Raw genomic sequence first — 24,501 nt, 5'->3', positions numbered from 1 at the left:
CTTCCGGTCGGCTACCCGGCGGTGCGGCGGGCATGCCCCGGAGGCTTCGTGCCCCTGGTGAGGGACTACAGTTTCCTGCTAGTGGGTCCGGGCCTCGACGTCTCGACACCCCTTGCCTCCGCTTATGTATTGACGAGCAAACCGGCTTCCGGGCGGCACCCGGGCCCGGCCGAAAACGCTGCTGATGGGGTGTTCGTGACAGCCGTCGAATCCCGACCGGCCGGGCTGGTGGGAAATGCGCCCGCCGGCGCCCGCCCGCCGATGGCCCGGGTTCTCGCATTCGTGGCCCTCACCAAGCCGCGCATCATCGAACTGCTGCTGATCAGCACCATTCCGGTGATGTTCCTGGCGGCGCACGGGCTGCCGGATCTGGGACTGGTGTTGCTGGTCGTCTTCGGCGGATACCTCTCGGCGGGCAGCGCCAACGCCTTCAACATGTACATCGACCGGGACATCGACCGGCTGATGCACCGCACCGAACGGCGGCCGCTGGTCACCGGAATGGTGTCGCCGCGCGAGTCGATCGTGTTCGCGAGCGCGCTCGGGGTGATTTCCACCGCGTGGTTCTGGTTCCTGGTCAATCCGCTGTCGGCGGCGCTTTCCGTCTTCGCGATCTTCTATTACGTCGTCGTCTACACGATGTTGCTGAAGCGGCGCACGCCGCAGAACATCGTGTGGGGCGGTATCGCGGGTTGCATGCAGGTGCTGATCGGCTGGACCGCGGTCACGAATTCGCTGGACTGGGCGCCGGTGGTGTTGTTCGCGGTGGTCTTCTTCTGGACCCCGCCGCATTATTGGCCGCTGTCGATGAAGTTCACCGACGACTACACCAATGCCGGTGTGCCGATGTTGCCGGTGGTCGCGGGCAACAAGGTCGTCGCGAACCAGATCGTGCTCTACAGCTGGGTCATGGTCGGGGTGTCGATGCTGCTGTGGCCGGCCGCGGACACCGGGCCGCTGTACCCGATCGCCGCGGCCCTGCTCGGGGCGGCCTGGTTGTGGGAGGCGCACGGGCTGCAGCGTCGGGCCAAGGCCGAGGTGACCGGCGCCAAGCTCAAGGAGATGCGGCTGTTCCACTGGTCGATCACCTACCTGACGCTGCTGTTCGTCGCGGTCGCGGTCGACCCGCTGCTGTTCTGAGCCGGTTCGGGCGCGGCGCCCGCGATGTGCCGCGATCATGCGTCGCGACGTGATCCGGACCACGCGCGATTGCGCCGGATCCGGTGACGCCCCGTCGGTAATGTGGGCGCCATGACGGACACCGAGACCACGACGGCCACGCCGGAACCGGGTTCCCCGGATGCGCGGGTCGAGCGACAGGTGCGCAGGATCGCCAAACACATCGAGCGCTTCACCGCCGCGCACGGCGGCGGGGGCGACGCGGTCGTCGAGTACGTCGGCCGCGACGCGACCCGGATCGTGCTCGTCGGCGCCGACGGGGCCTGGGGCGACCAGGTCGTGCGCAACCGGGACATCGCCCGCGCCGCGATCGTCAAGGCGGGCGTGACGCTGCACGAGGAGTTCCCGAACGAACTCGCGGCGAAGGTGCGCACGACCGAGTACGAGTGGTCCCGGATGGCGGGCCTGCAACTGGGCGGCGCGCAGGGCTGACGGGCGCCCGGCGGGGCCCTCCCGTGGGTGGGAGAGCCCGACCGGGCCGGCGGGTCAGGAGTGGTAGATCTCCCTGATGTCGCTGATCTCGCCGGCGGCGTTCAGGGTGATCTCATAGGCCCCGGACGACGAGCACGGGTGTCCGGGGTCGGTCCGACCGGCCAGGCACTTGTCGATGTGGTCCCACACCTGGCCGAGGTACTGCGCCTTCCACGGGGTCGGTCCGGACAGGGTGCCCGTGGCCTGCGCCGCGAAGCGCAGCGGCGTCTGCTCGGCGCCGACCGGCTCGTAGTGGCCGTCGTTGGGGTCGCACACGAACTTGGTGTCGCGGTAGTACAGCGAGTCCTTGCTGGGCGCCTTGTTCGGGTAGACGATCCGGTGTCCGGGCTTGGTGGTCGGCGCCGGGCCGCAGTCCTCGCCCTGGTCGCCCGCCGAGGACAGACTCGCCGACGGCTTGGCCGACTTGGGCGCCTGCGTGGCCGGCGTACCGGAGCCACCGGGGGTGCCGGTGGGCGGCGGCGCGGTCGCCGTCGCCGTCGCGGTCGGGCTGTCGACCGCCTTGGATGTGTCCTTCTTGTCGTCCGCGTCGCAGGCGACCAGCGCGAGCGCGCCGATCGTCACGGCGGTGATCCCGCCCCAGGTCCTGCGTGTGATCGGATGCATCGAACCCCCTGTGCGTCGGGCGCGCCGCGCCCGTACTTCGATGGAACTCGCACACATTAGCGATCTTGGAACACGAGCGCGCGGGATCCCCCGCCCAGTCGGCAAAGCCGAGCCCAAGGAGTGAACCGGGCCGGGCAAAACGGCATGCCGCGGACATCCCGCTGTCGTCTCGGTCAGGCGTGCGTGGCCGGATCCGTACCCGTTCGGCCCCGTCGGCGGCCCGCTCGCGATAGCGTCACGCGGAGGTCTTCGGGACCAGAGGCGAGGTGGGGACCCGTGCGGTTCGGATGGCTGCGACGCCATGAGCGTCACCTGGAGGAATACCGGCACCGGCGCGAGTCGCAGTCGCCGTGTCCGGGCCTCGCCACGCCCGAAACCGCGCCCGCCGCGCCGTCCTTCGCCGAACGCGGACGGACCGAGGGGCCGGATCCGGCCGAACCGGAACCGAATCCGCCGGGCGTCGTCGGCGCTCCGGCCGAGGTCGACGACGCCGAGGCGACCCGGGCCGAGATGTTGACCGAGAAGGCACGGCAGTTGACCCGCGCCGGTCGGCACGCCGACGCCGCCGCGCCCGCCCGCGCCGCGGTGCGGATGCTGGGCGCGCTCGCCGCCAGGGACCACCGCCGGCACGGCCCCGCCCTGGTCGGCGGACTGCGCGCGTTCGCCGCCGTGGCGGCCGCCGACGGCCGCACCGAGGACGCGGTGAAGGTGGCCGCGAGCGCCGCCGAACACGCCCGCCGACTGGCCGCGTTCGACCACCGCGCGCACCGCCCGCTGCTCGCGCTGACCCTGCGCGAACTGGGGGCCCGACTCGGCGACCACGGCGACGAGTCGGCCGCGCTGGGCGCGCTGCACGAGTCGGTACAGCTCTTTCGCACCCTCGCCGCCCGCACGCCCGAGCGCTATCGGGTCGAACTCGCCCTGTCCCTGGACGAACTCGCCGGCCGACTCGCCGCCGGCGGCGCGAGCGAACCCGCGCTGGCCGCGTTCACCGAGGCCGAACGGCTGCTCGGGGTCGGTCCGCCCGAGGCCCGGCAGGCCGCCGTGCTGCTCCGGCACGCCACCCTGCTCGCCCGCCTCGGCCGCGGCCCGGAGGCGATCGCGCTGGCCGCCGAGGCGGTCGAGGTGCGCCGCGGCTACGCCGGCGCGGAGCACGCCCCCGCCGGGCGCCGCGAGGACGAACTCGCCGCCTCGCTACAGAGCCTGGGCCTGCTGCACAGCGCCGCCGGCGCGCACGACGAGGCGGTGGACGCGCTGGAGGAGGCGGTCCGACTGCGGGCGAGACGGGTGCGGGCCGACCCCGTGCTGGCCCGCCGCCCCGAAGTCCCGGTCACCTACGCGCTGTACGGCATCGTCCTGGTCGCCGCCGGCCGGCCCGCCGACGCGGTGCCGCCGCTCGCCGCGGCCCTGGGCGTGGGCACCGCGCTCAACCTGGACCGCGTCTCCGACCTGGCCGGCGACACCCTGGTGCGGGCCCACCACGCCGACCCCGACGCGGTGCGCAACCGCTGGCTCGCGGCCACCGGCGAGGAGTTGCCGGGCTGGATCGAACGCGGCGGGCGTCCGCTGCCCCACCAGGCCGACCGCCGCCGCGTACACCGCCCGGTCCCCCAGGAGGCTCTGCCCGTGCGCGACTGACGCCCCGCCCGGGCGGCGCGCGCCGAACGACGCGGCACAAAAAACCGCCGGGAGTCACGACGGCACCCGAAGGTGGGTCGTCACTCCCGGCGGCTCCCCCGACGGCGGCCTACGGCCGACCGTACGGGTACACGCTCGTCGAGCCCGGGACCGGACTCAGAGTTCGCCGCGCAGCTTGGCCAGCGCCTCGGCGAGGATCGCCTCGCCGTCCGCGTCGCTGCGCCGCTCGCGCACGTAGGCGAGGTGCGTCTTGTAGGGCTCGGTACGCGGGGCGTCCGGCGGGTTGTGCTGGTCCTGCCCGGCGGGCAGTCCGCAGCGGGGGCAGTCCCACGTCTCGGGGACCTGAGCGTCGGTCGCGAAGCTCGGCTGGGTCTCGTGCTTGTTCGCGCACCAGAAAGAGATACGGAGACGTGGGGCTGCTTCGCCGCGCTCAGCCTCCCCCATCGGGCCGGCGCCGACCCGACTCCCACGGATGGCGTTGCCACTTGCCACGGTAAAAACTCCCCTTGGTCCTTGAGGTCGCGCCCCCGTTGCGCGGCTTGGCGTCCAGTGTACGTGCGCCTCGCGCAAGGTTGAACCGAGCGGTGGCCCTTTTCCGACCGTTTCCGACAGTCCGTCAGAAAGGCCACCGCGCGGGTGGAAACAGCGGCCGAACCGGCCTGTCGGTACGCGTTTGTCGCTACGAGTCGTCAGTACGAGTTCTTGAGAAGCAGACTGAGTACGACGATCGTCGTGATCCAGCACACGCCGACGATGATGGTCATGCGGTCGAGGTTCTTCTCCACGACGGAGGAACCGCCGAGCGAGGAGGACATGCCGCCGCCGAACAGGTCCGACAGGCCGCCGCCCTTGCCCTTGTGCAGCAGCACCAACAGCACCATGAGCAGGCTGAAGACGATCAGGGCGATCGAGAAACCGGTGATCACGGCCGGGCCCAACTCCTTCTGGCGGAACGCGGAGGCCGGAGATTCCCGGCCACCGGACAGAGTACGCTGCCGCGCCCCGCAAGTGGGAGCCGTGCGGCCCTTCGGCTAATCCGGCGGATCATAGTATTACGGCTGGTCGGGCGTGCTCCGCTCCCCCGGCGACCGGCCCTCCCCGGGGTCCGCCGCGGCGTCGGCCGGCTCGACGTCTCCGGTGTCCTCCACCTCCAGCTCGTGACCACTGCCGCTGACCAGCGCGCCGGTGCTGGTCAGCGGGTGTCCCCGCCCGGCGTCCCGGGTGCCGCGCACCGCGCCCGTGCGTCGCACCGTGACCCGGTTGTCACCGCCCGCCACGATCGCGCCGGTGTTGGTCACCGGGCCGCCCGACAGGCTGATCCCGTCGTTGCGCGGTTCGTCCGCGCCCGGGTCCTCGGGCTCCGGTTCCGGTCCGGTGACGTTCGATTCGGCGGTGTTCACGAGGTACCTCCCGCTGTCGATCGTGCGCCGGTGCCGACCCCGCCGGAACCGCGCACGGACGCCTGGTTGCCGCGGCCCGCGACGATCGCGCCGCTGTTGTTGAGGTCGCCCGAGACGTGCTGGATGATCCCGTTGTTGAGGACCAGCTCGTTGCGTTGGCGATACTCGGTGACATCCACGTTCCTGCGCTGGAGGAAGTCCAGCACGAATACGGTGAACTTGCGCTCGATCAGCTTGAGGTATTTCTCCGCGTCCGAGTTCTGGAAGAACGTGGCGTAGTTCGCCGACGCGCCCAACTCGCGCACCGAGGCCCGCGCGCCCCGGTCCACCGGCAGGTTGCGGGCGGTGCGCTCGTGCGCCGCGCGCAGGTTGCCGGCCCGGCGCCACCACGAGGACCACACCCGCATCAACCGGCCCGCCGCCGAGGCCATCAGTCCCGGCGCCTCCACGAGGGCGTGGCCGAACGCCCCCCACAGGGTGGCCGCGTCGGCGGCGTGCAACCACTCGTCGGCGACGTGGAAGTCGGGCCGGATCGGCGGCAGCACCAGTTCGTGCAACTCGGTGTACAACATGCGGCCGTCCAGGGTGAAGCGGATCAGTACCGAGACGACCACCTCCTGCGACCACGTGCCCACCCGCACACACAGGTAGCGTCGGGTCGCCTCGGCCGGCGGCGGCACCGCGCCGCCGGTGATCCCGCTGCTGAACTCGTGCATCTGCACACTCAGCCCGGTCAACCGGTGCCGGCCCTCCTCGGAGCGGGACAACCCCTCGAACGCGGTGCAGATCGCACCCGTCAACTCGTCGACGGTGAACGGGGTGTATCCGTTCTTGTCGGTGATACTCGGCCGCGGCGCGTCCAGCACGGAGGGCCCGGCCCCGCGCAGTTCGACCGGGAAGGTCCAGCTCTCCACCAACTCGCCCGCGCCGACGAACGGCACGTAGCCGCTGTAGCGCACGGTGGACGGGATCGGCGGCGGCACCACCGACGCCGGCGGCTCGGCGACGTCGACCGGGGCGTGTGTCGGGCGCGGCGGCAACACCTCGGTCAGCGCCCCCTGTAACGTCCCGACCCCGCCCACCGGCGCCGGTCCCGGCGGCGCCGTCGGCACCCAGGTACGCCCGGGGCCCAGGTCCGAGACCACCGTGGCGCGCTGCTGCATACGCTCGATCCACACCACGAACACCACCACGGCGTAGGCGGGCAGCACGGTCAGCGCGATCATCGTGAAGTCCGGCGGCTTCCCGGTACCCCCCGCCACCAGGTACAACATCAGCCCGAACAGCAGCGCCGCCACCCACGACACCTGCGCCGCCGCCCGGCTCCGCAGGTCGCGCACACCGCCCCCGCCCACGACGCCGCTGCGCACCGTCATCAGGCCGAAGAAGAGCACCAGCGCCAGCCAGGTCAGCCCGGCCGCGACGCCGAAGCCGATCAGGGCCATCATCACCGGCACCAAAAACGCGATCACATCGCGCAGGATCCGCCGCCTGCGGGCGGCCAACGCGTGCTCCAGGACCGCCTGTTCGTTGTATCCGTAGGAAGGCGCGCGGTCCCGGTGCGCGTTCTCCCACAATTCCTCGATCACCCGCGCGGCGAACCGCTCGTCGATCTCCGCACCCGTGCACAGATACCGTGTGGCTCCGGTATCCCCGGTTCTGGACATGTCTGGAAAGGACACCCGCACCCCCTGGGGGCAGCCGGCCACAGTCGCCGCAGAGGGGCGACTACCGGCCACTTGGCGATGACTTATCGTCAGGTACCGGTTATGGGTGGGGCAAGCGGGTTGGAAATACTCGCATCGGGTTTATGGGGAACGAGTGGTTCCGGCCCCGATGACCGATCGGCGCACGATCTCGGACACGCGTCGGGCCCGGGGCGACGTGCGCCCCGGGCCCGATCGACCAACGTTCGTCCTACTGCTCCTGGTAGCGCACGATCCGCGCGAAGTCCTCCGCGAGGAGGCAGGCGCCGCCGACCAGGCCGCCGTCCACGTCGGCCTGCGCCATCAGGCCGGCCACGTTGTTCGGCTTCATCGAACCGCCGTACAGCACCCGCACCCGGTCCGCCAGGTCGGCGGAGTACAACTCGGCGAGCCTGCCCCGAATCGCCGCGCACACCTCCTGCGCGTTCTCCGGGGTGGCCACCTCGCCCGTGCCGATCGCCCAGACCGGCTCGTAGGCGATCACCACGGACTCGGCCTGCTCGGGGGTGATGCCCTTCAGCGCGCCCTCGACCTGGGCGAGCGTGTACGCGACGTGTTCGCCGGCCTTGCGCACGTCCAGGCCCTCGCCGACGCACACGATCGGCACCAGGCCGCTCGCGTAGGCGGCGTGCGCCTTGGCGTTGACCAGCGCGTCGTCCTCGTGGTGGTACTGGCGCCGCTCGGAGTGGCCGACCAGCGCGTACGTGCAGTTGAGCTTGGCCAGCATCGACCCGGCGATCTCACCGGTGTACGCGCCGCCCGCGTGTTGCGAGATGTCCTGGGCACCGAAGGTGAAGCGGAGCTTGTCCGCCTCGACCATGGTCTGCACCGAGCGCAGATCGGTGAACGGGGGCAGTACCGCGACCTCGACCCGGTCGAAGTCCTTGTCGTTCAGGGTGAACGCGAGCTTTTGCACCAGGGAGATGGCCTCGATGTGGTTGAGGTTCATCTTCCAGTTGCCCGCCATCAGCGGGATGCGACCGGAGGTGTTCTTCACGGCGGACATCGGATTCAGCCCTCCAAAGCTTCGAGGCCGGGCAGGGACTTGCCTTCGAGGTATTCCAGACTCGCGCCGCCACCGGTGGAGATGTGGCCGAAGGCGTTCTCGTCGAAGCCGAGGGTACGCACGGCCGCGGCCGAGTCGCCGCCGCCGACCACGGTGAACGCGTCGGAGTCGATCAGCCCCTGGGCCACCGCGCGGGTGCCGTGGCTGTACGGCTCCATCTCGAACACGCCCATCGGGCCGTTCCAGAAGACCGTCTGCGCGTCGGCCAGCTTGTCGGCGAACAACTCGCCGGACGCCGGGCCGATGTCCAGGCCGAGCCGGTCCGCCGGGATCGCCTCGACGGAGACCACCGCGTGGTCCGCGTCGGCGGCGAACGCGGTGGCCGCGATCACGTCGACCGGCAGGACGAACTCCACGCCCTTCGCCTCGGCCCGGGCCAGATACTCGCGGACCCGCTCGATCTGGTCCCGCTCCAGAAGCGACTTGCCCACCTCGTGGCCCTGCGCGGCCAGGAAGGTGAACACCATGCCGCCGCCCACCAGGATGCGGTCGGCCCGCTCCAGCAGGCTGTCGATCACACCGAGCTTGTCGGAGACCTTCGAACCGCCCAGGATCACCGCATACGGGCGCTGCACGTCGTCGGTGAGCCGCTTGAGCACGTCCAGTTCGGTGGCGATCAGGCCGCCGACCGCGTGCGGCAGCCGGGCCGGCACGTCGTAGACCGACGCGTGCTTGCGGTGCACCGCGCCGAAACCGTCGCCCACGTACACCTCGGCGAGGTCGGCGAGCCGGTCCGCGAACGCCCCGCGCTCGGCGTCGTCCTTGGCCGTCTCGCCCGGGTTGAAGCGCAGGTTCTCCAGGAGCGCCACCTCGCCGTCGGCGAGCTTGCCGACCGTCGCCCGGGCGCTGTCGCCGACCGTGTCGGTCGCGAACGCCACGTCGGCTCCCAGGAGTTCGCCGAGCCGCGCGGCCACCGGGGCGAGCGAGAAGTCGGGCTCGGGGGCGCCCTTGGGCCGACCCAGGTGAGAGCACACGATCACCTTGGCGCCGCGGCCGCGCAGCGCCTCGATGGTCGGCACGCTCGCCCGGATCCGGCCGTCGTCGGTGATGCGTCCGCCGTCGAGCGGGACGTTGAGGTCGGCGCGCACCAGGACGCGCTTACCGGATACGTCGATGTCGTCGATGGTCTTCAAGTTCGACTCGTCCTCGGATGTCGAAGAAACGGTGGGGATGGTCGTGCTCGGATGTCGCAGAAACGGTGGGCCCGGGCGACGACGTGTCACCCGGGCCCGCATCGTCGAGCGTCGACTATCGGCACGTGTGCCGGTCCGTCAGAGCTGACCGCCGATGTAGCCGACCAGGTCGACCAGGCGGTTGCTGTAGCCCCACTCGTTGTCGTACCAGCCGACGACCTTGACCTGCTTGCCCTGGGCCATGGTCAGGCCCGAGTCGAAGGTGCACGAGGACGGGTCGGTCACGATGTCGGAGGAGACGATCGGGTCCTCGGTGTAGGTGAGGTAGCCCTTGAGCGGGCCCTCGGCGGCCTTGTGGAAGGCGGCGTTGACCTCGTCGCGGGTGACCTCGCGCTCGAGCTCGACGACCAGGTCGGTGACCGAGCCGGTGGGGACCGGGACGCGCATGGCGATGCCGTCCAGCTTGCCCTTGAGCTCGGGGATGACCAGCGCGGTGGCCTTGGCGGCACCGGTCGAGGTCGGGATGATGTTGGTGGCGGCGGCGCGGGCGCGACGCAGGTCCGAGTGCGGGAAGTCCAGGATGACCTGGTCGTTCGTGTACGCGTGGACCGTGGTCATCATGCCCTTGACCACGCCGAAGTTCTCCAGGAGCACCTTGGCCATCGGTGCGACGCAGTTGGTCGTGCAGGAGGCGTTGGAGATGATCGTGTGCGCGGCGGCGTCGTACTTCTCGTGGTTGACGCCCATCACGATCGTGACGTCCTCATTCTTGGCCGGAGCCGAGATGATGACCTTCTTCGCGCCGGCCTCGATGTGCTTCCTGGCCTTCTCGGCGTCCGTGAAGATGCCGGTGGACTCGATCACGATGTCGGCGCCCAGCTCGCCCCAGGGCAGTGCGGCCGGGTCGCGCTCGGCGATGACCTTGAAGGTCTTGTCGCCGACGGTGATCGCGTCGTCGGTGTGGGTGACCTCCTGGCCGATGCGGCCGAGGATGCTGTCGTACTTCAGCAGGTGGGCCAGGGTCGCGATGTTCGTGAGGTCGTTGACCCCGACGATCTCGAAGTCCGCGCCCGAGGCCAGCGCCGCGCGGAAGAAGTTGCGGCCGATACGGCCGAATCCGTTGATGCCTACCCGGATCGTCACGAACCGATCTCCTCTGTCGAACGCCGAATGCCCTGATGGTGAATGGCCGAGGAGATGGTCAGTGGAATCTGCGATATCCCCGGCCATGTCCGACCCTACCGTGACGCCCCGGGCACCTCCACGCAGGCTTGCTGCGCAAGGGGCCCAGGGCGGGACGGATGATCGGAAAAGCAGTGCGGCGGGCGATCTCGGGCGGGTTACTTCTCCCCGACCGATTTCGTGATGCCGAAGGCCGCGACCCCGGCGAACCCGAAGACGAGGAAGTCGAAGAACTCCAGTCCGTCCTTCCAGCCCCGCATCAGATCGCTGCCGTAATCGGTGAGCACATCGAGCACCGAGATGTCCAGTTCGTCGGCGCCGGACAGGGTGAGTGCGGTGAGTTGTCCCAGGACGACCCCGAGCAGCGCCAGCACCGTCGCGACCACCGGCAACACCGGATCGGCCCCGCCGACCCGGCCCACCGCGAACGCGATCAGCGCCGCGACGCCCACGCCGAACCAGGTGCTCTGGATCTCCATCGACTTGACGATCACGCCGTACAGCCCGGCGGCGACCAGCATCGCTCCCACTCCGGCCAGCACGGCCAGACCAGCGTTGCCGGTGCGAGGCGGCTGCGGCTGCGGCGGCGGGCCGCCGTACGGGCCCGAGCCGAACGGTCCGGGCGGACCGGGCTGTTGCGGCCACTGGCCGGGACCCTGCTGCGGCCCCCACGACCCCGGCGCGTTGTTGCTCACGAAGAAATCCCCCCGAAAGAAGTGACATGCGGGAACTCGCATGTGCGCAGAGACGTTAATGGCCCCCGGCGGAGAAGTCTCCGCCGGGGGCCGGTATCACGGCCACCGGTTTTTCCCGGTGGGTCGATCACACGCGCTCGCGCCTACTTGTACAACTCCCGCAGGATCCGGTCCACGAAGACCTTGCGGTCCTGTGCCGTGGCCAACTGCTCCAGGCCGAAGCCGACGAGCATCGTGTCGTCGGTGGCGATCACCGACGAGCCGAACGCGGCCTGGCTGCGGGTGAAGCCGACCAGCGCCTGGTCACCGGGCGGCGGGCCGGCCAGAACCCACGGGCCCAGACCGGTCTCGAACGCCTCGGCGTCCCGGACACCCGCCGCGGTGACGACCTTGGTGTCGTCCACGAACAGGCCGGTGCCGCCGGTGTTCGCGTCGCTCACGTACGCGATCGACACCTCGATCTTCTTGCCGGCGTACGCGGACAGGTCGAACGCGACGGGCTTCCAGCCGCCCGAGTTGCCGGTGAACGCGTTCCACGACCCGGTGGTACCGGTGCTCAGGCACTTGGGAGTGGTCACCGTGAGGTAGTGCTTCAACTGCGGGTGGGTGGCCACCAGGTCGCCGCCCTCACAGGAGGTGGGCGGCTTGGTGGTGCTGTTCCCGTTCAGGTCCGGGAGCGTCGTCCAGTCCTCGGCGCCGACGGTGTGCGCTTCCACGATCGCGTGGTCCCAGGCCCGCTCGGTGTCGTACGAGAACTGCGCGGTGAGCTTCGCCGCGTCCGCCGCGGTGACCCCGGTGAGGTCGATCGTGCGGGTCAGTCGCTTGTACGCGTTGTCCGTGTGCAGGCCGTTGATGTACCACTTGCCCTCGGCCGGGGTGTACGGCCCGGACGTGTTGCCCGAGTACGTCGCCACCGAGCGGCTGTCGAACAGCGGGAACTTGTCCGGCGTCAGGATCGAACTGGTGGGCAGGAATCCGCCCGCCTCGTTCAGCGGGTTGGACGCGGTGCCCGGCAGCGGCTTGTCGATGCCCTCGAAGGGCGCGGCCGAACCGACCACACCGGAGGCGCCGTTGGTCGCCGAGCGATCGAAGGCGCCGAGCCAGTACTGGGTGAAGTCGTCGGAGACGATCAGACAGTCGCTCGTCGGGTCGACGGTGACCTTGCAGGGCTGGTCCGGGTGCCCGTTCAGGCCGTAGTAGATGCCGCCGCCCGCGGCGCTGCGCAGGGGACCGTAGTAGCCCGCGGTCTCGCCGAGGTAGGCCAGCTTGCCGCCCTCGTTGAGGAAGTCGCGCACGTTGACGGTCAAGTCCTGGACCAGCGGCGTGACCTGGGCGTCCTGGTAGATGTCGCCCTGGACGTCGGTGTTCTCCCGGGCCGCGTCCGTGGTCAGTCGGTTGTCGCCGAGGTACCAGAACACGCCCTTGAAGTGCGAGAGCACGCCGAGGTGGTGCGGCGCGCCGAGCCTGTCGACGTCGTAGACGGCCGCCTTGATGCCGTTGGCCGCCAGCGCGTCCACGTACTGCTGCGCGTACTTGGGACCGACGGTGTTCGGCGGGTAGGTCGGGTTGACGCCCTTGTAGTCCTCGTTGGCCAGGACCAGCGTCTCGGTCTTCTCGGCGATGCCGCTCTCCACCGTGAAGGTGAAGCGATCGCTCTCCACCTTGCCGGTGCCGGCCTTGTCGCCGGTGAACCACACCTCGACCCGGTCACCGGTGCGCACGTTCTTGATGTCGCCCCGGTATTCGGCGTAGTAGACCGAACCCTGCTCGCCGTACCGCTTGCCGCCCTTCCACTCCTTGACGCCCGCGGTCTTGGCCGGGCCGCCGTTGACGCGGTAGTTGAGCTTGCGGTTGGTCAGCGCGCGCTTGGCGATCACCGCGACGGTCTGGTCGTCGTGGTCCTCGGCATAGGAGTGCTCGAACCGGTCGGCGATCAGGTCGGGAGCCTTGCGCCCGACCGAGGAGACCGGGTCGTCCGGGTCCTTGGCCGACTTGGCCACCGACAGGGCGAACGCCTGGTTCTTGGCGTACTCCATCCCGACCAGCGTCTCGTCGTTCGGGAAGCTGAAGATGCTGCCGCAGTTCTCCACCGTGTACGGATCGTCCGGCAGGTAACCGGCGGCCGTGGCACACGTGGACATCTCCGGGGTGAACGAGAGCGTCTTGTACGCCTCGTTCATCTGTCCGTCGGTGTCGCCGTTGGTCACGTACAGCTCGGCCGACAGGTCCGGGTCGTAGTCCGCGACCGCCGGGTGCGCGTCGTCGCCCGCGAGCGCGACCATGATCTCGTCGTCGGGGCTGGGGGTCGCCACCTGCGAGCCGACGCCGTAGAGGATCAGTTGCGCGGCGGAGTGGTAGTTGACCACGAACTTCGCCTTGATGTGCCGGGCGAAGCCCTCGATCGCCCGGGTCTCCGGCTCGGAGGACGGGGCGGGGCCGCGGTAGGTCTCGTTCAACGGGTCGGGCGAGGAGCCCTCGTTGTCGTAGCCCCACTTGTAGTCGAAGTTGCGGTTGAGGTCGACACCGTCGCCGGCGGTGATCACGCCGTCGCCGTTGTTGTCGCGCAGGTTCTTGCGCCACAACCGCTGGCCGGTCTGGAAGGTCCAGTCGTAGCCGTCGGGGTTGGCCGAGATCACGAACCACAGCTCGTTGTCCGCGACCAGCCGCGTCGCCTCGGCGTCGGTGCCGTAGCCGTCCACGTAGTGGTGCAGCAGCCGGCGGGTCATCTCCGGCGTGATCCACTCGCGCGCGTGCTGGTTGGACATGTACAACACGGCGGGCTTGGACCCGTCGGGGCTGGTGCGGACGTTCTTGGTCACCTTGACCGCGAGGATGTCCTGTCCGAGCACGGTCTTGCCGATGCTGACGGTCTTGGCGATGTCCGGGTGGTCCTTGGCGAGTTGCACCAGCTCGGCGCCCAGGCCGCCCGGACCGCTGTACTTGCGGAAGACGCCCGCCGCGGCCGGAGCCGCCGAGCGGTTCTGCGCCTGGGACTTCGCCTCCACCGCGAGGCCGGCGGCACGCAGCTTGGCGGCCTGGGCATCGCTCAGGATCACCTCCAGCTCGGCCTTGCCGTCGGCGGTCCTGGTGGCCTTCGTCTCGTGGCGGTCCACGCCCAGGGCGAAGATCTGCTTCACCTGGGCGGAGTCGGCCTTGATCGTGTAGGACTGCGGTCCGTTGTCGCCCGCCGGAGGAAGCTTCGCTTCCGGTGGTGCGCTGGTCACTTCGGGATAGGAGGGACCGGCGGCGGGTGCCGCGGTGCTCGCCGGCGCTGCGGTCAACAGACCCAGTGCCAGCGAAAGCGCCGCGATCCCCGTCGTGGCCAGCCGAACTCGTTTGGTGGTGCCCGTGGAACGATGACGCCTCATCGACCCCCCAGTCGTGGGTTAGGCGTGCATACGGGTAGGCGCGAAATCACCACCCGAGGGATGGAACGTGACTCCTGCGCCCGGGTGTTGCGCATGCTACGGCACCTACCGCGTGGTACACGAGACCTGACTGACGGTCATATTCGGTCGAGGCTACGCGCAAAGATTCCACGATGTGGTCAGAACCAGTCGGGGCACCACGGTTCGCGCGGCGTCCGCAACAATGCCTCGGCCCGCTCGGCGGCACCGGGTGACAACTCGGATATCCGCCCGGCCACGGCCAGCCGCACCGGCGACCCCGAACCCAGGTACAACGCGCCGAGCGTGGCCACGTCCAGGGCCAGTTCGGCCGGCTCCCCGGTCGGCACGCACGTGCCGCCGTCGAGTGCGCCGTCGATCGCGAACCGGCCGGCCGCGTACCCGAGATCGTCGGAGACCTCGACCACGAGCCGGTCCCGGGCGCCGTAGGTGCGCGCGGAGAACGCGGCGGGCGCGTCCAGGATCCGGGTCCAGACGAAGTCCCGGCGGGTCTGCGTGGTGATCGCCCGGGCGTCGGTGAGCAGCATCGGCAACAGTTCGTCGGGACTGCGGTCGGCGGCCTCGATCTTCTCCACGTAGTCCACGCTCGCGCAGAACCGCCACAGCGCGAACTCGGCCGCCGGGGTCAGCGCCATCAGCGAGTCCACGGTCAGCGTCACCTTGGGTACGAACTCGTCCCAGCGGTCGTCGGTGCGGTAGGAGACCAGACCGGCGACCTTCCCGGACGGGTCGCGGTAGATCGCGTGGAAGCGGGGCGGGGCCGGATTCGCCGGGGACGGGTTCAGGCCCGTGTAGTTGCCCCACCATAGCGCCGTGCGGCCGATCGCGCCCGCGCGCAGCCCGCGGAACTCCTCGTGCAGCGGCGGGCCCAGCTCGGCCACCTCCTCGGGGGTGACCAGCTCGATCCGCCCGCCCTCCTCGACCGGTGCGTCGGGGGCGAAGTCGGTGCGCAGCATGTCGAGCGTGAACTTTTGGTATTCGGTGGCCACGCCGAAGCCGAACCGGCCGTATATGCGGTATTCGGCGGCGATCAGGATGGCCAGCATCTCGCCGCGCGCGGCGGCGTCGGCCAGGTCGAGCCGCATCATCTCGGTGAGCAGCCCGCGCCGACGATGAGTGGGCGAGACGGTCACGTTGGTGATCGCCGACACCGGCACGATCGCACCGCCGGGCACGGTCAGCCCGGTGGCGAAGCTGCGGAAGGTGCCCACACATCGATCGCCGTCGAAGGCCCCGCGCGTCCTGGCCAGGTCGGCCCGCTCGCGCCAGTGGGCCAACCGCTTCTCACGGTTCTCCTTGGAGTCGTCGGGGACTCGGAGAAAGCCGACGCCGACGGCGGCGGTCCACGGGATGAGCTCGTCTTCGTCGATCGTGCGGACGTCCACGGTGGTGGTTCCTTCCCTCGCGTGCGCGGCCTTGCCTCCGCGACTACGGACGAAGGCGCCGATCCGGAGACTCTATGTCTCGCGGATCGACGCCTTCGAATGGTTTTGGCGTGCGCGGCGGGCGCGTGGGCCGAACCCCGCGGGTTCGAGCCGCCCGCGCCGGGAGCCGATGACCCCCGGAGCGCTCAGGACACGAGTATGTCCACGGACAGTCCGGCGTCGGTGCCGGGCATGCCCAGCTCGCCCGCGCGCTTGTCGGCCATCGCCAGCAGGCGGCGGATCCGACCCGCGACCGCGTCCTTGGTCAGCGGCGGCTCGGCCAGCCCGCCCAGCTCCTCCAGCGACGCCTGCTTGTGGTCGAGCCGCAGCTTGCCGGCCGCCGCCAGGTGCTCCGGGACCTCCTCGCCCAGGATCTCCAACGCCCGCTGCACCCGTGCCCCCGCGGCGACCGCCGCCCGGGCCGAGCGGCGCAGGTTCGCGTCGTCGAAGTTGGCCAACCGGTTCGCCGTGGCCCGCACCTCGCGGCGCATCCGCCGCTCCTCCCAGGCCAGCACGCTCTCGTGCGCGCCGAGCCGGGTGAGCAGCGCGCCGATCGCGTCGCCGTCGCGGACCACCACCCGGTCCACCCCGCGCACCTCGCGCGACTTGGCCGCCAGGCCCAGCCGACGCGCCGCGCCGACCAGGGCGAGCGCCGCCTCCGAGCCGGGGCAGGTCACCTCCAGGGCCGAGGAGCGGCCGGGTTCGGTGAGCGAGCCGTGGGCCAGGAACGCGCCGCGCCAGGCAGCCTCCGCGTCGCACGTGGCACCCGAGACGACCTGGGGCGGCAGTCCGCGTACCGGTCGCCCGCGCGCGTCCAGCAGCCCGGTCTGGCGGGCCAGTTGATCGCCGCCGACCGCGACCCGGACCACGTAGCGGCTGCCGCGGCGCAGCCCGCCGGGAGCCACCACGACCAGGTCCGAGCTGTGCCCGTAGACCTCGAGGATGTCCTTGCGCAGCCGGCGCGCGGCCATCGCGGTGTCCAACTCCGCCTCGATGACGATTCGCCCGCCCACGATGTGCAGTCCGCCCGCGAAGCGCAAGAGCGCGGAGACCTCCGCCTTGCGACAGCACGACCGGGTGACCGGGAGGCGGCTGAGCTCGTCCTTCACTGCTGCCGTCATCGCCATGAAGCGATCCTTTCACGATCGACGAAGATCCGGCCGTAGGCCGAGGCCAACCGTTCGGGGTCGTGTCGCGGCGAGCCGTCGACCGCCGAAACGGGGGCCAGATGGACGTGTCCACCGAGCGCCGCCGTGGCCCGTTCCAGGCCCGGTACGTCCTCCACACGGTCGCGGTCGCCGAGGACGATGTCAAAGGTCAGCGCCGGGGCGTGCGCGGCCAGCACCTCCAGGTGCTGCTGCGGCGAGAAACCCGCCGTCTCGCCCGGTTGCGGGGCCAGATTCAGCGCCAACAGCCGCCTGGCCTTGGTCTCCACCAGCGCCGCCGCCAACTCGGGAACGAGCAGGTGGGGCAGTACCGAGGTGAACCACGAACCGGGCCCGACAACCACCCAATCGGCGTCACGCACCGCCGCGACCGCCTCGGGTACGGCCGGCGGATCGGCCGGGAGCAGTCGGATCCCGCGCACGTCGCCCGGGGTGACCGCGACCTGGGCCTGCCCGCGCACCGTGGACACCCGCTCCGGGTGGGCCGGGTCGTGCCCGGCGACGTCCGCCTCGATGTCGAGCGGGACCGCCGACATCGGCAACACCCGCCCGTGCGCGCCGAGGAGGCGGCCCATCCAGTCCAGCGCCGCGATCGGGTCGTCCATCAGTTCCCACAGGCCGACCAGGAGCAGGTTGCCGACCGCGTGCCCGTTCAGCTCGCCCTCGCGGCGGAACCGGTGCTGGATGACCCGGCTCCAGGTCACCCCCCACTCGTCGTCGCCGCACAGCGCGGCCAGCGCCATCCGCAGATCGCCCGGCGGCAATACGCCCAGGTCCTTGCGCAGCCGCCCGCTGGAGCCGCCGTCGTCGGCGACCGTGACGATCGCCGTCAGGTCGTCGGTGAGCCGGCGCAGCGCCGCCAGCGAGGCGGAGAGGCCGTGTCCGCCGCCCAGGGCGACCACCTTGGGGCCGCTCATTCCCTGCCCATGTCGCGGTGTACGAGCACGGTGTCCAGGCCGTCCTCGGTGAGCCGGCGGGCGAGGCGCTCGGCCATCGCGACGCTGCGGTGCTTGCCGCCGGTGCACCCCACCGCGAGCGTGACGTAGCGCTTGCCCTCGCGCCGGTAGCCCTCGGTGACGATGTGCAGCAGTTCGGCGTAGCGGTCCAGGAACTCCTTCGCGCCGGGCTGGTCGAACACGTACCGGCTGACCGCCTCGTCCATGCCGGTGTGCGGGCGCAGTTCCGGGATCCAGTGCGGGTTGGGCAGGAAGCGGCAGTCGACCACCAGGTCGGCGTCCACGGGCAGGCCGTACTTGAAGCCGAAGGACATCACCGTGGCGCGCAACTGCGGCTCGCCGGAGCCGGCGAACCGGTCGTCCATCCGGGCCCGCAGCTGGTGCACGTTCAGGTCGGAGGTGTCGATCACCAGGTCGGCCTCGCCGCGCAGCTCGCGCAGTAGTTCGCGCTCGCGGGCGATGCCGTCGGGGATGCGGCCGTCGTCCTGGAGCGGGTGCGGCCGGCGGACCCCCTCGAAGCGGCGCACCAGTACGTCGTCGGAGGCCTCCAGGAAGACGATCCGACGCAGCACGCCGGACGCGTCCAGCTCGCCGAGCGCGGAGCGCAGGTCGTCGAAGAAGGTGCGTCCGCGCACGTCGACGACGACCGCTATCCGCGCGACCGCCCCTTGCGTGCGGGCCCCGAGGTCGACCATGGCGGGGATCAGCGACGGCGGCAGGTTGTCCACCACGAACCAGCCGAGGTCCTCCATGCCCTTGGCGGCGGTGCTGCGACCGGCGCCGGACATGCCGGAGATGATCACCAGCTCCGGGGTGCCCTCGACCTCGTCGTTCGTGTTCTCGGTACTCATGCGTCCCCCCGGTGCGTGCCGCACCTACGGCTGGGCGAGTTCAACGCTTCCTCCTGCTGGTTCCTGCCTCGGGGGGACAACCGGGACCGCCTCGTCCGCCGCGCCGACACCGTCGTCGGCGCCGGCGACGTCGTCGTCCTCCATGATCTCGCCCGTGGCGGTGTTCACGGCGGGAGCCGCGGGCGCCCGCGTGGCGAGCGCCGCCACGATCGCCGCCGCGGTGGCCCGACCGATGCCGGGCACCTCGGTGATCTGTTCGATCCGGGCCGCGCGCAGGCGCTTGAGCGAGCCGAAGTGCGCCAGCACCGCCTTGCGCCGGGTCTCGCCCAGGCCGGGGATGTCGTCCAGCGCGCTCGCCGTCATCGCCTTGGAGCGTTTGGCGCGGTGGTAGGTGATCGCGAAGCGGTGCGCCTCGTCGCGGATGCGCTGGAGCATCAGCAGCGCCTCGCCGCTGCTGCGCGGGAGCACGATCGGGTCGTCCTCCCCCGGAACCCAGACCTCTTCGAGCCGCTTGGCCAGGCCGCACACGGTGACGTCCACCACGCCGGCCTCCTCCAAGGCCCGCATCGCGGCGGCGACCTGGGGCTGCCCGCCGTCGACCACGACCAGCTGGGGCGGATACGCGAACCGCTTCGGCTTGCCGGTCTCGGGGTCGATCGGCCCGGTGTGCTCCGCGCCGTCGGCGCCCTCCGCGTCCGCCGCGGCATCGCCGGCCGCGTCACGCGCGAGGTCGGACTTGTACCGCCGAAAACGCCGGGTCAGCACCTCGTGCATCGCGCGCGGGTCGTCCTGGCCCTCGAAGGTCTTGATCGCGAAGCGCCGGTATTCGCTCTTGCGCGGCAGGCCGTCCTCGAAGACCACCATCGAGGCGACCACCTCGGTGCCCTGCAGGTGCGAGATGTCGTAGCACTCGATGCGCAGCGGCGCGGTGTCCATGTCCAGCGCCTCGGCGAGTTGTTGCAGCGCCAGCGAGCGGGCGGTCAGATCGCCCGCGCGGCGCAGCTTGTGCAGGTTCAGCGCCTGGGCGGCGTTGCGCCGCACGGTCTCCTGGAGCGACTTCTTGTCGCCGCGCTGCGGCACCCGCACCTCGACCTTGGCGCCGCGCAGTTCGCACAGCCACTCGCTCAGCGCGGCGGTGTCGGCGGGCAGCGCGGGCACCAACACCTCGCGCGGCACCGCCTCGCCGCGCTGTTCGCCGTAGAGCTGCTGGAGGAAGTGCTCGACCAGGTCGGCGGTGTCCACGTCCTCGACCCGCTCGGTGACCCAGCCGCGCTGGCCGCGCACCCGACCGCCGCGCACGTGGAAGATCTGGACGGCGACCTCGAGTTCGTCCTCGGCGAGGGCGATCACGTCGGCGTCGGTGCCGTCGCCGAAGACGATCGCGTTCTTCTCCAGGGCGCGGGTGAGCGCGGCCAGGTCGTCGCGCAGCCGGGCCGCCTTCTCGTATTCCATCGCCTGCGCGGCCTGCTTCATCTCGCGCTCGACGCGCTTGACGTAGGGCCCGGTGCGGCCGGCCATGAACTCGCAGAAGTCCTCGGCCAGCGCGCGGTGGTCCTCGGCGGAGATCTTGCCGGTGCACGGCGCCGCGCACTTGCCGATGTAGCCGAGCAGGCACGGCCGGCCCACCTGGCGGGCGTTCTTGAACACCCCGGCCGAGCAGGTGCGTACCGGGAAGACCCGAAGCAGCAGGTCGAGCGTCTCGCGGATGGCCCACGCGTGCCCGTACGGCCCGAAGTAGCGCACCCCCTTGCGGTGCGGACCGCGCATCACTTGGGCGCGCGGGAACTCCTCGTTCAACGTCACCGCGAGCGAGGGATAGCTCTTGTCGTCGCGGTACTTGACGTTGAAGCGGGGGTCGAACTCCTTGATCCAGGAGTATTCGAGCTGGAGTGCCTCGACCTCGGTGCCGACCACGGTCCAGTCCACCGAGGCGGCGGTGGTGACCATGGTCTGGGTGCGCGGGTGCAGGTTGGCCAGGTCCTGGAAGTAGGACGAGAGCCGGGCGCGCAGGTTCTTCGCCTTGCCGACGTAGACCACGCGCCCGTGCTCGTCGCTGAACCGGTACACACCGGGCGACGTCGGGATCTGGCCGGGCGCGGGCCGGTACGACGACGGGTCCATTTCTCCACCCTATGTGCTGGCTCCAACAGATTTTCGCGGTCAACCCACCACGATCTCGCCGTTCGCGACGGTGACCGGCAGCGGTGTGAGACCGCGTTTGGCGGGTCGGCGCACGACCGAACCGTCGTTCATCGAGAACTGGCTGCCGTGGCACTGGCACTGGATGACACCCTGGTCGACCTTGGTGACCAGACACCCCTGGTGCGGACAACGGGCGTCGAACGCCTTGTAATCGTCCTTGGCCGGCTGGGTCACCACGATCGAGGTGTCGGTGTAGACCTTGCCCTTGCCGACCGCCACGTCGTCGGACCGGCCCACCGTGACCGGCCCGTCGAGCAGTTTCTTCTCGTGCGGCGTCGCGGGCTGGTTCTCCGTCGTGCAGGCGGTCACGGCCACCCCGGCGACGCCGACAGCGCCCACCACCGCGGCGCCGCGCAGCAGCGTGCGCCGATCCGGTCCGGCCTCGCCCGCGGTGTCGGACGGGTGCTCGGGCCGGGCTTGGTGCTGCGCGGTCATGCGGGATCTCCTTGTGAACGGGTGACGCCGGTGGCGCGGCCCGACCCGGGCCGCGCCACCGTGAGGCCGGTCAATCCTCGCACCCGGCCGCTGCGGCACTCGCGTCAGCGTCGGTCGTGCAGCACGTCCTGGAGGAACTTGCCGGTGTGGCTGCCCGCCACCTCGGCGACCTCCTCGGGGGTGCCCTCGGCGATGACCAGCCCGCCGCCGCTGCCGCCCTCGGGGCCGAGGTCGACGACCCAGTCGGCGGTCTTGATCACGTCGAGGTTGTGCTCGATCACGATCACCGTGTTGCCCTTGTCGACCAGGCTGGTCAGCACGCCGAGCAGCCGGCTGATGTCCTCGAAGTGCAGACCGGTGGTCGGCTCGTCGAGGACGTAGACCGTCTTGCCGCTGGAGCGGCGCTGCAGTTCGGAGGCCAGCTTGACCCGCTGTGCCTCGCCGCCGGAGAGCGTGGTGGCGGGCTGGCCCAGGCGCACGTAGCCGAGGCCGACGTCGTTGAGCGTGCGCAGGTGCCGGGCGATCGCGGGGACCGCCTCGAAGAAGGCCAGTGCCTCCTCGATCGGCATGTCCAGCACCTCGGAGATGTTCTTGCCCTTGAAGTGCACCTCCAGGGTCTCCCGGTTGTAGCGCGCGCCGTGGCAGACCTCGCACGGCACGTATACGTCGGGGAGGAAGTTCATCTCGATCTTGATCGTGCCGTCGCCCGCGCAGTTCTCGCAGCGACCACCCTTGACGTTGAACGAGAACCGGCCCGGGAGGTAGCCGCGCACCTTGGCCTCGGTGGTCTCCGCGAACAGCTTGCGCATGTGGTCGAACACGCCGGTGTAGGTGGCCGGGTTGGAGCGCGGGGTGCGCCCGATCGGCCCCTGGTCGACGTGCACGACCTTGTCCACCAGGTCGGTCCCGGTGATCCGGGTGTGCCGGCCCGGCACGCTGCGCGCGCCGTTGAGCTCGCGCGCCAGGTGCGTGTACAGGATGTCGTTGACCAGGGTCGACTTGCCCGAGCCGGAGACGCCGGTGACCGCGGTGAGCACGCCGAGGGGGAAGCCCACGGCGACGTCGCGCAGGTTGTTCTCCCGGGCGCCGTGCACCACCAGTCGGCGCTTCTTGTCCGGCACCCGGCGCTCGGTCGGGGTGGGGATCGACCTGCGGCCGGAGAGGTAGTCGCCGGTGGCCGAACGCTTGTTCTTGAGCAGGTCCTTGTAGGTGCCCGAGTGCACCACCTCGCCGCCGTGCTCGCCGGCGCCGGGGCCGATGTCGACGACCCAGTCGGCGACCCGGATGGTGTCCTCGTCGTGCTCGACCACGATCAGCGTGTTGCCCATGTCGCGCAGCCGGACCAGGGTCTCGATCAGCCGGTGGTTGTCGCGCTGGTGCAAGCCGATGGAGGGCTCGTCGAGCACGTAGAGCACGCCGACCAGACCGGAGCCGATCTGGGTGGCGAGCCGGATGCGCTGCGCCTCGCCGCCGGACAGGGTGGCCGCGGGGCGGCTCAGCGAGAGGTATTCCAGGCCGACGTCGATCAGGAAGCGCAGCCGCTCGTTGACCTCCTTGAGCACCCGCTCGGCGATCTTCTTCTCCCGCGCCACGAGCTTGATCCGGCCCAGGAACTCGGCGCAGTCGCTGATCGACATGCCCGCCACGTCGGCGATGGACTTGTCGGCGATGGTCACCGCGAGCACGATCGGCTTGAGCCGGGCCCCGTGGCAGGTGGCACACGGCACCTCGCGCATGAAGCCCTCGAAGCGCTCGCGACTGACGTCGGTCTCCGCCTCGGAGTGCCGGCGCACGATGTAGGGCAGCGCGCCCTCGAACGAGGTGTAGTAGGAGCGCTCGCGCCCGTAGCGGTTGCGGTACTTGACGTGGATCTGCGTCTTGTGGCCGTTGAGCAGCGCCTTCTTGGCCCGCTGCGGCAGCCCGTCCCAGGGGATGTCGGTCCGGAAGCCCATCTCCTCGGCGAGCGAGGAGACCAGCCGGCCGAAGTATTCCGACGCGTGTCCGACGTTCCACGGCGCGAGCGCGCCCTCGTCGAGCGACTTCTGCCCGTCGGGCACCACCAGCTCGGGGTCGACCTCCATGCGGGTGCCGATGCCGGTGCAGTCGGGGCAGGCGCCGAACGGCGAGTTGAACGAGAACGAGCGCGGTTCCAGCTCCTCGAACGACAGGTCGTCGTAGGGGCAATAGAGGTGCTCGGAGAACATGCGCTCGCGGTGCGCGTCGTCCTCGGGCAGGTCGACGAAGTCCAGGATGACCATGCCGGAGCCGAGCCCGAGCGCGGTCTCCACCGAGTCGGTCAACCGGCGCTTGGCGGAGGACTTCACGGTGAGGCGGTCGATGACCACCTCGATCGTGTGCTTCTCCTGCTTCTTCAGCTTCGGCGGGTCGGTGAGCTGGATCACGGTGCCGTCCACCCGGGCCCGGCTGTACCCCTTGGACTGGAGCTCGGCGAACAGGTCGACGAACTCGCCCTTGCGCTCGCGCACGATCGGCGAGAGCACCTGGAAGCGGGTGCCCTCCTCCAGCTCCAGGACCCGGTCCACCACCTGCTGCGGGCTCTGCCGGGCGATCGGCCGGGAGCACTCGGGACAGTGCGGGTGGCCGATCCGGGCGTAGAGCAGGCGCAGGTAGTCGTAGACCTCGGTGATGGTGCCGACCGTGGAGCGGGGGTTGCGGTTCGTCGACTTCTGGTCGATCGAGACCGCGGGCGACAGGCCCTCGATGAAGTCGACGTCGGGCTTGTCCATCTGCCCGAGGAACTGGCGCGCGTAGGACGACAGCGACTCGACGTAGCGGCGCTGTCCCTCCGCGAAGATCGTGTCGAACGCGAGGGAGGACTTGCCGGACCCGGACAGGCCGGTGAAGACGATGAGTGAGTCGCGCGGAAGGTCGAGGGAGACGTCCTTGAGGTTGTGCTCGCGCGCGCCACGGACGATGAGACGGTCGGCCACTTGAGAATCGAAACC

At 70.6% G+C, this 24,501-nt stretch carries 20 protein-coding genes; 3 read left to right on the top strand and 17 right to left on the bottom strand.

Annotated features, from left to right (window positions below):
* The first annotated feature begins 189 nt into the window (after window positions 1-189).
* A complete protein-coding gene (locus B4N89_RS22805) occupies window positions 190-1,140 on the top strand; it encodes a heme o synthase (protein WP_078977682.1) in 951 nt (316 codons plus the stop codon).
* Between the two features lie 111 nt (window positions 1,141-1,251).
* Window positions 1,252-1,611: a hypothetical protein gene (locus tag B4N89_RS22800; protein WP_078977681.1), complete on the top strand. Its 360-nt coding sequence runs from the start codon at window positions 1,252-1,254 to the stop codon at window positions 1,609-1,611.
* A 54-nt stretch (window positions 1,612-1,665) separates the two neighbouring features.
* Here the strand turns inward: B4N89_RS22800 and B4N89_RS22795 are convergent, their stop codons facing one another.
* Window positions 1,666-2,274, bottom strand: coding sequence for a hypothetical protein (locus B4N89_RS22795; protein ID WP_078977680.1), 609 nt, complete (start codon window positions 2,272-2,274; stop codon window positions 1,666-1,668).
* A 276-nt stretch (window positions 2,275-2,550) separates the two neighbouring features.
* On the opposite strand from B4N89_RS22795, the gene B4N89_RS22790 reads away from it, so the two are divergent.
* A complete protein-coding gene (locus B4N89_RS22790) occupies window positions 2,551-3,912 on the top strand; it encodes a tetratricopeptide repeat protein (RefSeq protein WP_078977679.1) in 1,362 nt (453 codons plus the stop codon).
* Window positions 3,913-4,068: 156 nt separating this feature from the next.
* Here the strand turns inward: B4N89_RS22790 and B4N89_RS22785 are convergent, their stop codons facing one another.
* The 16 genes from B4N89_RS22785 to uvrA form a co-directional block, all read right to left on the bottom strand.
* Window positions 4,069-4,404: an RNA polymerase-binding protein RbpA gene (locus tag B4N89_RS22785; RefSeq protein WP_040877318.1), complete on the bottom strand. Its 336-nt coding sequence runs from the start codon at window positions 4,402-4,404 to the stop codon at window positions 4,069-4,071.
* Window positions 4,405-4,601: 197 nt separating this feature from the next.
* Window positions 4,602-4,838 carry a preprotein translocase subunit SecG gene (secG, locus tag B4N89_RS22780; RefSeq protein WP_078979549.1) on the bottom strand — a complete coding sequence of 79 codons (237 nt, stop codon included), beginning with the start codon at window positions 4,836-4,838 and terminating at the stop codon, window positions 4,602-4,604.
* Window positions 4,839-4,964: 126 nt separating this feature from the next.
* Window positions 4,965-5,312: a hypothetical protein gene (locus B4N89_RS22775; protein ID WP_078977678.1), complete on the bottom strand. Its 348-nt coding sequence runs from the start codon at window positions 5,310-5,312 to the stop codon at window positions 4,965-4,967.
* Entirely contained in the window at window positions 5,309-6,979 is a 1,671-nt protein-coding gene (locus B4N89_RS22770; protein ID WP_078977677.1) for a hypothetical protein, read from the bottom strand. The genes B4N89_RS22775 and B4N89_RS22770 overlap by 4 nt, the downstream gene beginning before the upstream one ends.
* A 250-nt stretch (window positions 6,980-7,229) precedes the next feature.
* The gene (gene tpiA / locus B4N89_RS22765) at window positions 7,230-8,024 is read right to left on the bottom strand and encodes a triose-phosphate isomerase (protein ID WP_078977676.1); all 795 of its coding nucleotides are present in this window, start codon (window positions 8,022-8,024) and stop codon (window positions 7,230-7,232) included.
* Between the two features lie 5 nt (window positions 8,025-8,029).
* Window positions 8,030-9,217, bottom strand: a complete 1,188-nt coding sequence (locus B4N89_RS22760; RefSeq protein WP_078977675.1) for a phosphoglycerate kinase — start codon at window positions 9,215-9,217, stop codon at window positions 8,030-8,032.
* Between the two features lie 138 nt (window positions 9,218-9,355).
* The gene (gap, locus tag B4N89_RS22755; RefSeq protein WP_078977674.1) at window positions 9,356-10,360 is read right to left on the bottom strand and encodes a type I glyceraldehyde-3-phosphate dehydrogenase; all 1,005 of its coding nucleotides are present in this window, start codon (window positions 10,358-10,360) and stop codon (window positions 9,356-9,358) included.
* A 197-nt stretch (window positions 10,361-10,557) separates the two neighbouring features.
* Window positions 10,558-11,094, bottom strand: coding sequence for a hypothetical protein (locus B4N89_RS22750; RefSeq protein WP_078977673.1), 537 nt, complete (start codon window positions 11,092-11,094; stop codon window positions 10,558-10,560).
* A gap of 143 nt (window positions 11,095-11,237) precedes the next feature.
* Window positions 11,238-14,462, bottom strand: coding sequence for a M14 family metallopeptidase (locus B4N89_RS22745; RefSeq protein WP_078977672.1), 3,225 nt, complete (start codon window positions 14,460-14,462; stop codon window positions 11,238-11,240).
* A 179-nt stretch (window positions 14,463-14,641) separates the two neighbouring features.
* Window positions 14,642-15,886 carry a GNAT family N-acetyltransferase gene (locus tag B4N89_RS22740; RefSeq protein WP_078977671.1) on the bottom strand — a complete coding sequence of 415 codons (1,245 nt, stop codon included), beginning with the start codon at window positions 15,884-15,886 and terminating at the stop codon, window positions 14,642-14,644.
* 185 nt (window positions 15,887-16,071) lie between these two features.
* Window positions 16,072-17,052, bottom strand: a complete 981-nt coding sequence (gene whiA, locus B4N89_RS22735) for a DNA-binding protein WhiA (RefSeq protein ID WP_020553580.1) — start codon at window positions 17,050-17,052, stop codon at window positions 16,072-16,074.
* On the bottom strand, window positions 17,043-18,008 hold the full coding sequence (locus B4N89_RS22730; RefSeq protein WP_101897146.1) for a gluconeogenesis factor YvcK family protein: 966 nt from the start codon (window positions 18,006-18,008) through the stop codon (window positions 17,043-17,045). Before B4N89_RS22730 ends, whiA begins: the two co-directional genes overlap by 10 nt.
* Window positions 18,005-18,898 (bottom strand): RNase adapter RapZ, encoded by an 894-nt coding sequence (gene rapZ, locus B4N89_RS22725; RefSeq protein WP_078977669.1) that lies wholly within the window; start codon window positions 18,896-18,898, stop codon window positions 18,005-18,007. Before rapZ ends, B4N89_RS22730 begins: the two co-directional genes overlap by 4 nt.
* Window positions 18,899-18,922: 24 nt before the next feature.
* On the bottom strand, window positions 18,923-21,019 hold the full coding sequence (uvrC, locus tag B4N89_RS22720; RefSeq protein WP_078977668.1) for an excinuclease ABC subunit UvrC: 2,097 nt from the start codon (window positions 21,017-21,019) through the stop codon (window positions 18,923-18,925).
* A gap of 39 nt (window positions 21,020-21,058) precedes the next feature.
* Complete coding sequence (locus tag B4N89_RS22715; protein WP_078977667.1) at window positions 21,059-21,535, bottom strand: Rieske (2Fe-2S) protein; 477 nt, start codon at window positions 21,533-21,535, stop codon at window positions 21,059-21,061.
* A gap of 104 nt (window positions 21,536-21,639) precedes the next feature.
* Window positions 21,640-24,486 carry an excinuclease ABC subunit UvrA gene (gene uvrA, locus B4N89_RS22710; RefSeq protein ID WP_078977666.1) on the bottom strand — a complete coding sequence of 949 codons (2,847 nt, stop codon included), beginning with the start codon at window positions 24,484-24,486 and terminating at the stop codon, window positions 21,640-21,642.
* Window positions 24,487-24,501 lie beyond the last annotated feature (15 nt).

Origin of the sequence: Embleya scabrispora (genome assembly GCF_002024165.1) — a bacterium.
Classification (GTDB): Bacteria; Actinomycetota; Actinomycetes; order Streptomycetales; family Streptomycetaceae; genus Embleya; species Embleya scabrispora_A.
The sequence above is the reverse complement of the archived record's forward strand: the minus strand, read 5'-3'. Positions and strand labels throughout refer to the sequence as shown.

What these genes read in the sequence shown, in the direction of transcription:
- B4N89_RS22800 (WP_078977681.1), top strand. Translation starts at nt 1,252, where the DNA reads ATGACGGACACCGAGACCACGACGGCCACGCCGGAACCGGGTTCCCCG.
- B4N89_RS22795 (WP_078977680.1), bottom strand. Translation starts at nt 2,274, where the DNA reads ATGCATCCGATCACACGCAGGACCTGGGGCGGGATCACCGCCGTGACG.
- B4N89_RS22770 (WP_078977677.1), bottom strand. Translation starts at nt 6,979, where the DNA reads ATGTCCAGAACCGGGGATACCGGAGCCACACGGTATCTGTGCACGGGT.
- tpiA (WP_078977676.1), bottom strand. Translation starts at nt 8,024, where the DNA reads ATGTCCGCCGTGAAGAACACCTCCGGTCGCATCCCGCTGATGGCGGGC.
- B4N89_RS22745 (WP_078977672.1), bottom strand. Translation starts at nt 14,462, where the DNA reads ATGAGGCGTCATCGTTCCACGGGCACCACCAAACGAGTTCGGCTGGCC.
- whiA (WP_020553580.1), bottom strand. Translation starts at nt 17,052, where the DNA reads ATGGCGATGACGGCAGCAGTGAAGGACGAGCTCAGCCGCCTCCCGGTC.
- B4N89_RS22730 (WP_101897146.1), bottom strand. Translation starts at nt 18,008, where the DNA reads ATGAGCGGCCCCAAGGTGGTCGCCCTGGGCGGCGGACACGGCCTCTCC.
- rapZ (WP_078977669.1), bottom strand. Translation starts at nt 18,898, where the DNA reads ATGAGTACCGAGAACACGAACGACGAGGTCGAGGGCACCCCGGAGCTG.
- uvrC (WP_078977668.1), bottom strand. Translation starts at nt 21,019, where the DNA reads ATGGACCCGTCGTCGTACCGGCCCGCGCCCGGCCAGATCCCGACGTCG.
- B4N89_RS22715 (WP_078977667.1), bottom strand. Translation starts at nt 21,535, where the DNA reads ATGACCGCGCAGCACCAAGCCCGGCCCGAGCACCCGTCCGACACCGCG.